Source organism: Algibacter miyuki, from assembly GCF_030409805.1.
Taxonomy (GTDB): domain Bacteria; phylum Bacteroidota; class Bacteroidia; order Flavobacteriales; family Flavobacteriaceae; genus Algibacter; species Algibacter miyuki.
Genome location: NZ_JAUFQP010000007.1, coordinates 298495 through 313026 on the forward strand (window position 1 = coordinate 298495; position 14532 = coordinate 313026).

Genomic DNA, 14532 nt, shown 5'->3' on the forward strand with positions numbered 1-14532 from the left:
TATATCTGAATTACTTCTTTTATTATTACTTATAGTTTCCCGCTTTCGCGAAAAAGAGAAATCATTTTTTTAGTAGTGGCACTTACCACATTCTAATCCGCCCATTTGAGCAGCTGTCAAGTTATCAACACCATATTTCTTAGATAACTCTTCGTGTATCTTCGTGTAATATGCGTTATCTTTTACGTTAACATCTGTTTGTCTATGACAGTTAATACACCATCCCATAGTTAATGGAGCGTGTTGGTAAACTTCTTCCATTTCTTGAACTGGCCCGTGACATGTTTGACATTCAACACCAGCAACTGTTACGTGTTGTGAGTGGTTAAAGTAAGCAAAATCTGGTAAGTTATGAATACGAACCCATTTAACTGGTTCCGATTCTCCGGTGTACTTTTGTTCCGTATCATCCCATCCAGCAGCAGCATAAAGCTTTTTAATTTCGCCGTCGTAGAATTCTTTAGAATACTCTGGAGATGTTTCGCCGTTATATTCATAAACCGATTTATGACAGTTCATACAAACATTTAACGATGGCACACCTGATGTTTTACTAACTCTTGCAGAAGAGTGACAGTATTTACAATCGATACCATTATCACCAGCATGTATTTTATGCGAAAAGTGAATTGGCTGTACTGGTTGGTAACCTTGATCTACACCTATTTGAGATAAATAGCCGTAAACAAAATACGCACTAGATAACAAAAAGAAGATAGCAACAACCATTACTAAAAATTGGTTTTGCACAAATGCTTTCCAAATTGGAGTTCTTTCTGAAGCTTCTGGCAATTCAATATTTTGAGCAGTAGCAAAACGACGTAATGTTTTGTTTACTAAATATAATCCAGCAGCTAAAAGAATAAATAATATTGCTAAAGCACCTAATATAATTTCGTTTGAAATTCCACCAGTATCAGAATTTGCTTGAACAGCAACAGCACCTCCAGCAGGAGCGGCAGGAGCTTTCTTTTCTTCAGCAGTATAAGCTAATATATTGCTAATATCATCATCTGATAATTGAGGGAAAGCTGTCATTGCAGCACTACCATACTCGTTGTACACTTTGTTTGCATAAGCATCTCCAGATTTGATAACACCTGAACTGTTACGAATCCATGCGTCAATCCAAGTACGATCTAAACCTTGCTCGTCAGACAAACGTGCCTCTACATGTCGTAGAGCTGGACCTGTCATCTTCTTATCTAATTGATGACATGCCGCACAATTGGCATTAAATAAAGATTTCCCTTTTGCAGGATCGCCTTCTTGAGCAGAAAGAGCTGTTGTAAACGCTAATAAAATAATTAAGCTGAAACTAAGAGTGTTTTTACTTAATATACGGTGAATCACCTGTCTCATATTGTTGGTTAAATTAACTTCTAAACTTTGGTATGATTTTTTCATATACAAATTATAGAAAAAAATACAGTTAAAAAAATCTCTCGCAAAAGTAGTATTAAAAGTCGATTTTAGAAATAATAGAGCTACGATAATTAATAATTTAGAGGGATTCTAAATAACAAATAAACCAAAAATAAATTTATAACGTATACATTTGTACAAAATATTTGGAAACAATGATCGCAATAAAATTGAAAATCAAACAACTAAGCCTTATAGGGCTTTTACTCACCTCTACTATTACTTTTTCACAGGCGTCAAATGTCACTATAAATCAAGATAAGAACATTTCTGTTTTATTAGATTTGAAAAAAGAAATGAATAAAAATGAACACAGTTCTGATCGTTACAAGATTCAAATTTATTCTGGTAATCGTGCTGACGCTCAAAGTGCAAAAAACAATTTTAATGAGGCTTTTGGAGAATGGGAACCTTCAATTGAATACGAAACACCAAACTTTAAAATTTGGGCAGGAAATTTTGTAACACGTTTAGAAGCAGACAGAGCCCTTAAGAAAATAAAAAACAAATTCCCAAGTGCATTTATCTTTAAACCTAAAAAGGAAAAAAACTAACGCGCTAACATTACCTTTTAAATACAACAAAACCGCCTTACTCTTTGTTCAAAAAACATAGTAAGGCGGTTTTTTTTTAGAATACACTGTATTAATAACATGATATTACTCCAGTTAATTATCTATTCTTATAATTGTAAATTAACCCGAATAAGTTAACGTATCCACCTTAGCCACAGGCACCACTTTTTTAATCTCAGTAATTTTTTTCTCCATCATTCGACGGTTTAAAAACAGCTCGCTATCTCCTACAACTTCATTAGTAACCGATTTAATAAACTTAAAATAAGGATCACCACGTTCCGTAGTTAAGCGTATATAACACTTATTATTAAAAGCTTGTTGTTTGAATAATTCTAACTTTTGTAAACACTGAAATTTTGAAGAACAACCTGTGCTTATAAAACTAATATGTTTAGAATCTGTTTTTAAAAAGAAGCGATATACCCCTTCCTTATCTGTAAATATTTTAAATAATGGCATTTGAACATGTTTTAAATAACTGGGGGTAATATTTAAGACACCCTAAACTGAAAACAGTCACATGTAAACCACACGAAATCAGAGATATTACGATATGTAATGTAAAATAATAGTTCATGTACAGATAATGTAAGATTAGTTTTTCGATGTGTACACGAAGATTATTTCCGATACATGAAAACATTATAACATTAGAGAAGAAAAACCGCTTATACTAACTTAATACGAACTGTTTTTAATATGAATAGCCTTCAGAATTAAGAAAATAATTCTGAAGGCTATTCTAATTTTTCAACGACACCAAGCATGTTCTCATTTCTAACAACATGTTGGTTTTCTATTTATTAACACTAGAAGAAGTTCTATTGACAAAATAAATCTCAAACAAACTTACTTTTTCAAACAAGACAGAAATGTCTAGCTTTCTGGAGCCAATTCCACTTCTAAACCTTCCATTTCAGGCGTCATCTGTATTTGGCAACCTAAACGGCTATTATCTTTAACATCGAAAGCTTCAGACAACATAGCTTCTTCATCATCACCCATCTCTGGCAATTCAGTTTCGCTTAATACGTAACATTGACAAGAAGCACACATCGCCATACCACCACAAATACCAATGGTTCCTTCGGGTGCTAACTCATACGATCGTACAACTTCCATTAAATTCATAGCCATATCTGTAGGGGCTACAATTTCGTGGGTTACACCGTCTCTATCTGTAATTTTAATATTTATATCTTCCATGTTGTAATTTGTAATGCTATCTGTGATACGTCATGTTTCGTGCCACAAATTTAAGTTTTACTCCTTTATTTTAACACCTTTTATTGAACAAAATAAAAACTATTGTAAAAAATAAAGAATCTTCAAAATTTTTCAATTCGAAGATTCTTAAATTCAATTTTAATCGTGTCTTTTAAATAAATCAAAATATGAAACTATGCTTCAATATTGATTACTTTTTCAATTTTAGGCGCGTATTTTTTTATAGTCATTTCCACACCAGACTTTAGTGTCATTTGATTCACAGAACAACCAACACAAGCCCCTTGAAGCTGTACTTTTACAAGTGTATCATTATCTTCAATAGATAATAATGAAATATCGCCACCGTCACTTTGCAAAAACGGACGAATTTCTTCTAAGGCTTTTTCTACATTTACTTTTACTTCTTCGCTGGTCATAACTTTATTTTTTTGGTGCTGAACATCCAGCCATTGTTGTAATTTTTATAGCTTCAGTAGGCGGTAAATCTTCATTTCTGTTTACCACTTCTTGCACTACGTTTTGGGTTAACTTTTCAAAAGCTTCTCCTATTGGAGTTCCCGATTGTAATGCTGCTGGACGACCAACATCACCAGCTTCACGAATACTTTGTACTAGCGGCAACTCGCCTAAAAACGGTACGTTCAAATCTTCTGCTAAGTTCTTTGCACCTTCTTTTCCGAAGATAAAATATTTATTATCTGGCAATTCTGCTGGAGTAAAGTACGCCATATTTTCAATGATTCCTAAAACAGGAACATTTATACTTTCCTGTTGAAACATAGCAACTCCTTTTTTAGCATCTGCTAAAGCTACAGTTTGCGGAGTACTTACCACAACTGCACCTGTAATAGGTAAAGATTGCATGATACTTAAATGAATATCGCCTGTTCCTGGAGGTAAATCTAAAAGTAAAAAGTCTAACTCGCCCCAATGTGCATCAAAAATCATTTGATTTAATGCTTTTGCAGCCATTGGTCCACGCCATACTACCGCCTGATCGGGTTGTGTAAAAAAGCCAATAGACAATACTTTAACTCCGTAATTTTCTACAGGTTTCATTTTAGACTTTCCACCAATATTTACAGCTAAAGGTTTTTCGTTAGCCACATCGAACATAATTGGAATCGATGGTCCATAAATATCAGCATCTAAAATACCAACCTTAAAGCCCATTTTAGCTAAAGTAACCCCTAAATTTGCCGTTACTGTAGATTTTCCAACACCACCTTTTCCTGATGCTACGGCAACTATATTTTGAATTCCAGGAATTGGATTCCCTTTTATCACGTTTGCCTTAGGTTTTGCTTGCGCTTCTACCTTTAGGTTAATAGTAATTTTTGCTTTTTCGTAAACTTTCTCGTGGATGGTTTTTAAAATATCCACCTCGGTACGTTTTTTAGCTTGTAAACTTGGGTTTGTTATGGTAATATCCACAATAACCTCGTCGCCAAAAGTAACCACGTTTTTTACAGCACCACTTTCAACCATATTCTGTCCTTCACCAGGCACCGTTATAGATTCAAGCGCTTTTAATATATCTTGTTTGTCTAATTTCATCTGTATTTTACTAATAAAACAGGTCTCTAATACGTTAGACGACCTTTTAGTTGAGAATAATTCTAAAGGGCAAAGATAAATAATATCGTTGGAAGTGGAAACACCTAAGTTAGAAGATTTAACTATGTTGAGATAGGGTTTAATTATCAAACCTAATTTTTAAACATTTGAATTTTAAAATGGTATAATTTATGTGGTGTAATTATAACATTTTAACCCCGCTCTGTTCATGAAAAACAACTTTACACTGCTCCTATTCCTTTTACTAATTTCAATTTCGAGCCATGGCCAAGGCAAAATTGATAAAGCCGAAAAGAGTTTAAAAAAAGAATTTACCCCTAAAACAATAACTAGTAGCACTCCGAAAGAAACCAATAGCTACTACAATAACAACTCTAGCAGTTTTGCAGATGAGACTTTAACAGAGATTGTCGGTGGTTTATTCATCCAACTTTTCGCATATACCGCTTACGGACTCGCCATTGAGAGTCCTTTTGAAATGGATCATAAAGCAAGTAATGCGTTTTTAACAAAACATCCTTATAACAATTCGAGTACAGGGCATTATTCTTACGATTGGCAAGAAGACAGCGAAATATTTACCACTTCCATTGCTACGCGTTTTATTTTTGAAACCAATAAAATCAACGGAAACCATCTAAATGTTGATATGAACTTTTTCCAACGTTTCGGTTTAGAACTAGATTATCTACAACTTTGGGAGAAAAACACCAACTTTGGAAATGATAATTTGGCCATTTATACGGCATTAGCAAAGTACAATCGGGTGCGTACAGAACGTTTCAACGCCTATTGGGGATTGGGCGCCGCATACGTTGATGGGGCTGTGAACAAATTTGGATTTACTTATGGATTGGGTGCTGAATTATTTTTTATGAAACCCTTTAGTTTGGAATCTAATTTCAATCAGGTATTAGTAAACAATCATACCGTGAATAAATTTAATGCCTTACTGAATTATTACAAAAAACAATACAAATTCAGTTTAGGTTACGAATATTTAAAATTGGGAGATGTAGAATTCTCAACTATTTCTGCGGGGATCGGTGTTGCTTTTTGATTCTATACTAAAATCATAATTCCTCCGAAGGATCCCAATACACCGATTTTAAATTTTGAATTTGATTTTCAATAACCTCAATACCTTCACTTTCCAAGAGCTGCTGCATTAAATTAGTACCATCAAAATGATGTTTACCGGTAAGCAACCCTTTTCTATTCACCACACGGTGAGCCGGCACATCCTTTCCATGAGAACCATTCATGGCGTAACCTACTATTCTAGCACTTCTAGCAGCGCCCAAATATTTTGCAATAGCGCCATAACTCGTCACTCTACCATAAGGTATTAGCTTGGCTACGGCATACACTTTATCATAAAAATTAAGGGTTTCGGGCTTCATGGATATAAGTCTCTAATAATATTTACAAGAGTTACAATAGCTATAATACCGGTGATACTCCCAATAATACGATTCATATTTTTTTGAGACGTCAGGGTTTTACTTTTCATTTTATTGAAGAAGAAAATATACATATATAAGGTAACAAAAGTCCCCATAGCAGCACCGGCAACGTAAGCAATAATACTTGTTTGACTAAAATCTAACCAACCGAAAGACGCTAAAGTTATCGTCATATAAGCTTGGTAAGGTATAGGAAATACATTGATGCCCGATAAAAATAAGCCTTGAAAAAACCGACTACCTTTACTTCTAATTTTTGGTTCTACTTGTTCTTTAGGCTCCGATTTTGCTATAAACAAAAAATAGATTGTGATGAGCACAAAAATAACGAAAGCCACACGCTGTAAAACCTCGATAACATCATGATTTCTGCTTAAATACCTAGCAAAAATAGCAGCAATATAGGTTTGAATAACCACTACAACACAAGCACCTATAGAAAACATAATACCACGTACATGCCCCTCTTTTAAGCTAATTTTAGCCGCAGTCATATTCAATAAACCCGGCGGAACCACACCAATAAGCGCAAAAAATAAGCCTAAAAAAAAGATGAATGTGATGCTCAAAATTATTTGATTTTAAATTTGATGTAGGTTATAGGCTTATTTTGTTCCAAATACACCGACTCGTAATACGTTTGAATACTAGTCACTTCCTCTGGGCTACCTTCTTGTTTGTACACATTATGGTTAGCATACAAAACCTCGTGGCCAGCGCCATGCAATAAACCAAGCGTGTAACCATGCATAAATTCGCTATCCGTTTTTAAGTTTACAACGCCTTCTGGTTTTAGAATTTGTTTGTAACGCTCTAAAAACACAGCATTCGTCATACGGTGCTTGGTACGTTTGTATTTTATTTGCGGATCTGGAAAAGTAATCCAAATTTCGTCTACTTCATTATTTGCAAACGCATGATCGATAAGTTCTATTTGGGTACGCATAAAGGCTAAGTTTGGAATATTTTCCTCAATACCTGTTTTTGCACCACGCCAAAACCTAGCCCCCTTAATATCGATACCAATAAAATTTTTATTAGGGTATTTTTTTGCTAATGCTACTGAATACTCTCCTTTGCCACAACCTAATTCGAGCACTAACGGATTGTCGTTTTTAAAAACTTTGCTTCGCCAATGGCCTTTTAATTCGAAATCGGATTGTACCAATTCGTCTCGCGTTGGTTGAAATACGTTAGAAAATGTATCGTTTTCTCTAAATCGTTTGAGTTTGTTTTTGCTACCCACAGTATATTAACTATTTGTTATTATTTTTATTGAATTGGTAAAATTACGGAAATATAAAATAGTGTTTATATCCTTATCTTTGAAATTAGCGGAAATGTGCGTTAGGGATTGATGCGGTATCCTTTTTAATGTAAAAAAAAGCTATTATTGGGGAAGATACCGTTTTTGGTTGATTTTGACAATTACAGTTTTTTAAACTAACTTTTAAAAAGATATAGCGGAAAGCCCGACCCTTTTGGTAACGCCCAAATCTTTCTTTTTATAATTATATTTTTAGATGAAAAAACGAATATTGGTAGCACCATTAAATTGGGGGTTAGGGCACGCTACACGCTGTGTACCGATTATTAAGGCTTTAATTTTACATGGTTTTGAACCTGTATTGGCAAGCGATGGTGTGGCTTTAACTTTATTGAAGAAAGAATTTCCTGATTTAATTTCAGTGGAATTACCAAGTTACAACGTGACGTATGCTAAAAACGGAAAACATTTTAAACTGAAACTTTTAAAGGATTCACCCAAGCTTTTGAAAGCTATTAAAGCGGAAAAGAAAACCACTAAACTTTTAGTGGAGTCAATGGAGATTTCAGGTATTATTTCGGACAATAGATTGGGTGTTCGAAGTAAAAAAGTTCCGTCGGTTTTTATTACCCACCAACTGAATGTGTTGAGTGGCAGTACGACGTGGCTTAGCACAAAAATGCACCAAAAAATCATTAATAAGTTCAATGCGTGCTGGGTTCCTGATACGGCTGGCGATATTAATTTAAGCGGAAAATTAGGTCATGTTAAGCATTTTGAAATTCCGACAACTTATATTGGACCACTAAGCCGGTTTACTAAAAAGGACATTCCTATAAAATACGATTTAATGGTGCTGCTTTCAGGGCCAGAACCGCAGCGTGGCATGTTGGAGCAAAAACTCCTAATGGATTTAAAATATTATAATGGGCAAGTGGTTTTTGTAAAAGGTGTGATGGAGGCCGAACAAACCCTTGTAGTTTATGACCATGTAACGATTTATAATTTTATGACTTCCGCTTTGCTAGAAAAAACCATTAATGAAAGTGCTTTAATTGTGTCGCGATCGGGTTATACTACCGTGATGGATTTGGCTAAATTGAATAAAAAGGCCTTTTTTATACCAACACCTGGACAGTTTGAACAAGAATATTTGGCCGAGCGTTTGAATGCGATGCGCTTAGTACCTACTTGTAGTCAGGATGAATTTAGCTTGAATAAGCTAGAAAACATTATAGGTTATGCCGGATTAAAGGCTTTTGATTTTGAAGTAAATTTTAAAGCGTTATTCAGTCTTTTCGAGAGTGAATGAAAATTCGCTACCTACGTTATATTCACTTTCAACATATATTTTTTCGTCGTGCGCTTCAATAATATGTTTTACAATGGAAAGACCTAAACCAGAGCCACCTTCCTTACGCGAACCTGTTTTATCCACACGGTAAAAACGTTCGAAAAGTCGGGGTAAATGAGGTTTTTCTATGCCTTCACCATTATCGGTTACGCGCACAATCACCTTATTTTTTATCAGGTTTTCAATGCTTATTTCTGTGGTTCCTTTTTCGCTACCGTATTTTAATGAATTTACAATAAGATTAATCAATACTTGTTGAATACGCTCTTTATCGGCCCTTACAAAAATTGGTTTTTTGTAATTCATATCGAAAGTGAGTGTAATTTTCTTTTTTGCGGCTTTCATTTCCAGCATGTCGAAAACATTTTCAACCAACTCTACAATATCGAAATCTTCTATACTTAGTCTTAAATCGCCAACCTCTAGCTTGGTAATCATATCTAAATCTTGAACTATGTAACTCAGGCGTTCAATGCCTTTACTGGCGCGTTCGAGGTATTTTTCACGAATTTCCTTATTATCCATAGCGCCATCAAGCAGCGTTAAAATATAACCTTGAACCGTGAAAAGTGGTGTTTTTAATTCGTGAGACACATTACCAATAAATTCTTTTCGATATTGCTCACGAACTTTTAAGGTTTCAATCTCTAATTTTTTATCGCGGGCAAACTTATCAATTTCTTGAGTAAGTGTATGCATATCTGTTGTAATGGCGCCTTTGGTGAGTTTCGCAGATTCCAAAAGTGTTAAATCGTCATATATTTTTTTTACACGGCGATAAATAAAGTGCTCTACTCGAAATTGGATAACAATAAAACAAAATAGATAAGTGCTTATCGCAAATATTGGGATTTCCCAAAACTCAATATTAGAGAAAAACAACAGAAAAGCAACCAATAAAAGCGTAATATATAAAGTGATATAAAACGAAGTTATAGTTGCAAACCGATACGATTTCTTGAATTTAGTCTGTTGTACTGGCATGGATATACCCTTAAAAATATTTAATTACTCGACAAACTTATAGCCTACACCTTTTACGGTTTTAAAACTCTTGTCTCCCAGTTTTTCACGCAATTTACGAATATGCACATCAATGGTACGTCCGCCAACAACAACTTCGTTACCCCAAACGGCATCTAAAATTTCGTCACGTTTAAAAACTTTTCCTGGTTTTGAGGCTAGTAAAGATAATAATTCGAACTCTTTACGAGGCAAAATAATTTCTTTCCCCTTTAAAGTGATTTTATATTCGTCTCTATTAATTACTAAACTACCTATTTTCACAGTATCCGCAACATCTTCTTCTTTAAAGCGACGTAAAAGTGCTTTTACTTTACTAACTAAAACTTTCGGTTTTATGGGTTTAGTAATATAATCATCTGCACCTGCATCAAAGCCGGCCACTTGTGAATAATCTTCACCACGAGCCGTTAAAAACGTTACAATCGAGTTTGATAAATCGGGATGCTTTCTAATAAGTTCACATGCTTCAATACCATCCATTTCGGGCATCATTACATCTAAAATTATTAATTGAGGTAATTCTTTTTTGGCTTTTCTCACACCTTCGGCTCCATTTTCCGCAGTAATCACTTGGTAGCCTTCGCTTGATAGATTGTAACCCACTATTTCTAGTATATCTGGCTCATCATCAACCAATAAAATTTTAATATCCTTTTTTTTCATTTGTAAAGAAAATCTGTTTCTTGTCGTAAAGGTAAAGCTAATAACACAATTCTATTAAAATAATAAATTTAATAACATTAAGGTAACAATCCTCAAACAAATCCTTAATCTTGGTTACTATTCATAGAAATCTTAACTATTTTTTGGCATTAAAATTGCAATAAATATGTAATTTTGAATAACAAAATTTAAGGCATGAAAAAACTCTACGTTATAATCTTTTTTACTCTTTGTTCTTTTTTTGCTATTTCTACTATGGAAGCACAAAACAATTCTAGTTTCCACCCATCCAAGGAACGTATTGAAGGGTTAGCAATTTACCCAAACCCTGTAAGTACCCAAACGAACACGGTAACTATAGCTTCAAGCAAGAATTTAATTAAAAAAATTAGCATTTTTAATGTTTTAGGAAAACAAGTGCTACAGATTAATTTAATTGGAAAATCACTTAACATTTCAAACTTAAGCAAAGGTGTTTATATTTTAAATATTACAGAGAACAATATTAGTGAAACCCGAAAATTAGTCATAAAATAGGGATTCAAAACACCTAACTCTAAAAAAAGCGTTGCCAATTGGTAGCGCTTTTTTATGCTTAATATCGTACAAAATTCACTTTACAGAATTTTCTTTTACTGAAATAGCAAATAACAATTGCTAATATTTACTTTTGTCTTATTTAGAATGAAGATTAACTCAAATTTCTGTTTTTTTGAAATTCACCTGATATTGACATCTATTTATGATACATAAAAACGCTATTTTTAATATTAAAACCACTAGCGAGTTTGAAACTTTAGCTTTGGAAGTGTTTCAGTTTCAGTTTAAAAATAACCGCGTCTATCGGTCGTTTTGCGATTTACTATACATCCACCCTAGCGATGTAAAAACCATTGAAGATATTCCTTTTTTACCTATTCAGTTTTTTAAAACCCATGATATTTTAAGCTCTGAAGCCGCAATAAAAACCACATTTACAAGTTCAGGAACTACAGGTAGCGCCACCAGCAAACACTTAGTAACCGATTTGGAAGTTTACGAGCAAAGTTTCACCAAAGGTTTTGAGCATTTTTATGGTCCGATTGAAGATTATGTTATTTTAGGATTATTACCTTCTTATTTAGAACGCGAAGGTTCTTCCTTAATTTACATGGTTGATGCTATGGTTTCATCCTCTAAACACCCTGAAAGCGGCTTTTACTTAGATAACATATCCGATTTAAAAGACACCTTAATAAAACTAGATACTGAAGGTAAAAAAATATTACTTATTGGCGTTTCTTTTGCTTTATTAGATTTGGTTGAGGCGCATCAATTCAACCTGAACAACACCATTATTATGGAAACTGGCGGAATGAAAGGGCGCCGAAAAGAACTAATTAGAAACGAACTGCACCAACAACTAAAAGTTGGTTTTGGAGTAGAACACATACATAGTGAATACGGTATGACAGAATTATTAAGTCAGGCCTATTCTCTTGGCAATGGCACATTCCAGACCCCAAATTGGATGCATATCTTAACCCGTGATACTGAAGATGCCCTCACAATAAACCCCATTGGCAAAGCTGGTGGTATTAATGTGATTGATTTAGCAAATATAAATTCCTGCTCGTTTATTGCCACCCAAGACTTGGGACGCATTAACCCCGATGGCTCTTTTGAAGTTATAGGCCGCTTTGATAATTCGGATATTCGCGGTTGTAATTTAATGGTTTTGTAACCTCATTTAAAAAAAATAATATCCAAAATAAGCCATAAGCCCGCTTTAATCCTCAAAACATGAAGACCAACTAAACCATAAAAAAATAAAAATATTTTTTTATGTAAGAAACGAAACACTCCTACGTCTAAATAAGTGCTAAGAAAAAGAATGATTAGTAATAAATTTGGTTAATTTATTAGGCCCGATGTAAAAAATCGGGCTTTTTTATGGGCTATAAATCTATCTGAAATGTATCCTGATCGTTTAAAAACTTAAACTTGTTCCTGTAAGCTTCCACATGCCGCTTTTCTAAAGTTACTATTTGCGTAGCTATTTCGTTTGGCTGAAAACTCAAAATTTCGTTTCCTAAAACATCATAAACTGCCGAATGTCCGGGATACTCACTTCGCACACCATCTACACCAACTCTATTTACACCAATACAATAAGTCATATTTTCTATGGCACGAGCCTTTAAAAGGGTATCCCAAGCCGAAATTCTTGGTTTTGGCCAGTTAGCCACATAAACCAACAACTCATAATCCTCAGTATTTCTTGACCAAACAGGGAAACGTAAATCGTAGCAAATTAAAGGGCAAATACGCCATCCTTTGTAATTAATAATGATTTTCTCATGACCAGCCGTATAGGTCTTTTCTTCACCAACTAAAGTGAATGCATGACGTTTATTATAAATAGTAATTTCCCCAGAAGGCTCTACAAATAGTAATCGATTGTAAAAGGTATTATTTTCTGATATCACCATGCTTCCCATAATAGCAGCATCTTTTTTGGCAGCCATAGTTCGCATCCAACATACGGTTTCTCCTTGCATTGTTTCTGCTACCCTTTCAGCAGCCATGGTAAAACCGCTTGTAAACATTTCAGGCAGTATAATTAGATTTATACTGCCTGAAATTTGTTCTATTTTACCTGAAAACTGTTCACGGTTTTTTTGTGGATTTTCCCAAACTAAATCGGCTTGAATTAATGCTACTTTAAGTTCGTTCCCCATTCCGTGATTCTGTTTTATAATTTATCTTTTGCTTTGTCTAGCTTTTGTTGAAGCTTTTCAATTTTCTCAAGCGACTTCTCTTCGTCAACCGGAGACAATTTACCTTTATTTTTTAACTTTTCATACTTAGCAATAGCATCTTTATGCTTTTTTTCTGCTTTTTCAAAATTAGATTTTGCTTTCTCTTTAGCTTTTAGGGCTTTTTCAGCTTTTTTTTGTTCTTTTTTAGCCTTTTTAAGTGCTTTTTCTTGGGCTTTTTGTTCTTTAGCTTGCTCCTTTAAAGCTTTCTCTTTGGCTTTGTATTCTTCTTGTTCCTTTTTTAAAGCTTGCTTCGCTTTTTCCTGCTCTTCTTTTTGCTTTTTAGCTTCGGCTTCTGCCTTTACTAGCTCCTCTTTCTTTATATTAAATTCAGACCTAATGTGTTCTTGATCTTCAACAGATAATATTTTTGTCACATCAGTTCCATCTTTTAAAATTTTACTGCCTTTAACTTGGTATGTTACTTCTTTATATACGACCTCTTGCGCGTTAACAGCGAAACAGAACACAAATAAGACTAGGGTTACAATTATTTTTTTCATGATTATTTTATTTTAATTTTTTATAAATGGTGTTGTACTCTGCTATTTCTGCTTCTAAATCTTCAAAACGACCTTGCCATTTCTCTTCATCTCTAGGTGATAGCTTACCTTTTTCCTTTAGTTTATTATACTTTTCTTTTTTACTCTGTAGTTTTTCTTTTGCTTTCAAAACATCTTCACGAGCCTCTTCTCTCGCTTCTTGCTTTTTTTCTAATTGTTTTTGACTTTCCTCTAAGGCCTTTTGTTTTTCCTTAGCTTTTTCAATAGTTTCTTCTATTTTATTTTGTTCTTTTTCTAGCTTTTCTTTTTTATCTTCAGCAAGACGCTCGGCTTCAAGACGCTTATTTAAAACGGCTTTAATCCCTTCTTTTTCGTTTGCGGATAACTGTTCTGTAATATCTTTACCGTCACTATAAAAGGTGTCATTTTTAACTTTATAAACAGCTCCGTCTTCCATAATAACGCGTTCTCCACTGCCACAAGACATGAAAACACCAATTAATGCTATGGGTATTATTTTTATCAACTTCATATTCTATATTTTTTTAGGACTCTTTATAATTTAGACACGAATTTAGGTGTTAGTCACTGGCTTAACACGCTTTTAACATACTAATAGTCTTATTACTTTTTTTACGTAACAT

Annotated in this window: 18 protein-coding genes; 5 read left to right on the forward strand and 13 right to left on the reverse strand. The window is 34.0% G+C overall.

What is annotated here, in order from left to right:
• Window positions 1–69: 69 nt before the first annotated feature.
• The gene (locus QWY92_RS04310; RefSeq protein WP_290269983.1) at window positions 70–1362 is read right to left on the reverse strand and encodes a c-type cytochrome; all 1293 of its coding nucleotides are present in this window, start codon (window positions 1360–1362) and stop codon (window positions 70–72) included.
• 218 nt (window positions 1363–1580) lie between these two features.
• Between QWY92_RS04310 and QWY92_RS04315 the strand changes: the two genes are divergently transcribed.
• Window positions 1581–1979 (forward strand): SPOR domain-containing protein, encoded by a 399-nt coding sequence (locus QWY92_RS04315; RefSeq protein ID WP_290268720.1) that lies wholly within the window; start codon window positions 1581–1583, stop codon window positions 1977–1979.
• 141 nt (window positions 1980–2120) lie between these two features.
• Here the strand turns inward: QWY92_RS04315 and QWY92_RS04320 are convergent, their stop codons facing one another.
• The 4 genes from QWY92_RS04320 to QWY92_RS04335 form a co-directional block, all read right to left on the reverse strand.
• Window positions 2121–2462, reverse strand: a complete 342-nt coding sequence (locus tag QWY92_RS04320) for a YegP family protein (RefSeq protein WP_290268721.1) — start codon at window positions 2460–2462, stop codon at window positions 2121–2123.
• A 417-nt stretch (window positions 2463–2879) separates the two neighbouring features.
• On the reverse strand, window positions 2880–3209 hold the full coding sequence (locus QWY92_RS04325; protein ID WP_290268724.1) for a 2Fe-2S iron-sulfur cluster-binding family protein: 330 nt from the start codon (window positions 3207–3209) through the stop codon (window positions 2880–2882).
• Window positions 3210–3403: 194 nt separating this feature from the next.
• Window positions 3404–3649, reverse strand: coding sequence for a NifU family protein (locus QWY92_RS04330; protein ID WP_290268726.1), 246 nt, complete (start codon window positions 3647–3649; stop codon window positions 3404–3406).
• A 4-nt stretch (window positions 3650–3653) separates the two neighbouring features.
• On the reverse strand, window positions 3654–4790 hold the full coding sequence (locus QWY92_RS04335; RefSeq protein ID WP_290268728.1) for an Mrp/NBP35 family ATP-binding protein: 1137 nt from the start codon (window positions 4788–4790) through the stop codon (window positions 3654–3656).
• Window positions 4791–5019: 229 nt separating this feature from the next.
• On the opposite strand from QWY92_RS04335, the gene QWY92_RS04340 reads away from it, so the two are divergent.
• Window positions 5020–5871: a hypothetical protein gene (locus QWY92_RS04340; RefSeq protein ID WP_290268729.1), complete on the forward strand. Its 852-nt coding sequence runs from the start codon at window positions 5020–5022 to the stop codon at window positions 5869–5871.
• Between the two features lie 13 nt (window positions 5872–5884).
• On the opposite strand, the gene QWY92_RS04345 is transcribed toward QWY92_RS04340, so the two are convergent.
• From QWY92_RS04345 to trmB, 3 genes are read right to left on the reverse strand one after another with little or no spacing between them, the layout of a single operon-like run.
• A complete protein-coding gene (locus QWY92_RS04345) occupies window positions 5885–6214 on the reverse strand; it encodes an MGMT family protein (protein WP_290268731.1) in 330 nt (109 codons plus the stop codon).
• Complete coding sequence (locus QWY92_RS04350) at window positions 6211–6846, reverse strand: LysE family translocator (RefSeq protein ID WP_290268733.1); 636 nt, start codon at window positions 6844–6846, stop codon at window positions 6211–6213. The genes QWY92_RS04345 and QWY92_RS04350 overlap by 4 nt, the downstream gene beginning before the upstream one ends.
• A gap of 2 nt (window positions 6847–6848) precedes the next feature.
• Window positions 6849–7523, reverse strand: a complete 675-nt coding sequence (trmB, locus tag QWY92_RS04355; RefSeq protein ID WP_290268735.1) for a tRNA (guanosine(46)-N7)-methyltransferase TrmB — start codon at window positions 7521–7523, stop codon at window positions 6849–6851.
• Between the two features lie 277 nt (window positions 7524–7800).
• On the opposite strand from trmB, the gene QWY92_RS04360 reads away from it, so the two are divergent.
• Complete coding sequence (locus QWY92_RS04360) at window positions 7801–8856, forward strand: glycosyltransferase (RefSeq protein WP_290268737.1); 1056 nt, start codon at window positions 7801–7803, stop codon at window positions 8854–8856.
• Here the strand turns inward: QWY92_RS04360 and QWY92_RS04365 are convergent.
• A complete protein-coding gene (locus QWY92_RS04365; protein WP_290268740.1) occupies window positions 8830–9882 on the reverse strand; it encodes a sensor histidine kinase in 1053 nt (350 codons plus the stop codon). The genes QWY92_RS04360 and QWY92_RS04365 overlap by 27 nt on opposite strands.
• A 24-nt stretch (window positions 9883–9906) precedes the next feature.
• Window positions 9907–10587 carry a response regulator transcription factor gene (locus QWY92_RS04370; protein ID WP_290268742.1) on the reverse strand — a complete coding sequence of 227 codons (681 nt, stop codon included), beginning with the start codon at window positions 10585–10587 and terminating at the stop codon, window positions 9907–9909.
• Between the two features lie 195 nt (window positions 10588–10782).
• Here QWY92_RS04370 and QWY92_RS04375 point away from each other — a divergent pair, with 195 nt between their 5' ends.
• Together QWY92_RS04375 and QWY92_RS04380 are read left to right on the forward strand one after the other, a co-directional pair.
• Entirely contained in the window at window positions 10783–11124 is a 342-nt protein-coding gene (locus QWY92_RS04375; RefSeq protein WP_290268744.1) for a T9SS type A sorting domain-containing protein, read from the forward strand.
• A gap of 205 nt (window positions 11125–11329) precedes the next feature.
• Window positions 11330–12310, forward strand: coding sequence for a LuxE/PaaK family acyltransferase (locus QWY92_RS04380; RefSeq protein ID WP_290268746.1), 981 nt, complete (start codon window positions 11330–11332; stop codon window positions 12308–12310).
• A 214-nt stretch (window positions 12311–12524) separates the two neighbouring features.
• Here QWY92_RS04380 and QWY92_RS04385 read toward each other — a convergent pair whose 3' ends face one another.
• Genes QWY92_RS04385 through QWY92_RS04395 form a run of 3 tightly spaced genes read right to left on the reverse strand, consistent with a single transcriptional unit; the run spans window position 12525 to window position 14420 of the window.
• Window positions 12525–13307, reverse strand: a complete 783-nt coding sequence (locus tag QWY92_RS04385; RefSeq protein ID WP_290268749.1) for an amidohydrolase — start codon at window positions 13305–13307, stop codon at window positions 12525–12527.
• A 14-nt stretch (window positions 13308–13321) separates the two neighbouring features.
• On the reverse strand, window positions 13322–13888 hold the full coding sequence (locus tag QWY92_RS04390; RefSeq protein ID WP_290268751.1) for a hypothetical protein: 567 nt from the start codon (window positions 13886–13888) through the stop codon (window positions 13322–13324).
• 7 nt (window positions 13889–13895) lie between these two features.
• Complete coding sequence (locus QWY92_RS04395; RefSeq protein ID WP_290268754.1) at window positions 13896–14420, reverse strand: hypothetical protein; 525 nt, start codon at window positions 14418–14420, stop codon at window positions 13896–13898.
• Window positions 14421–14532 lie beyond the last annotated feature (112 nt).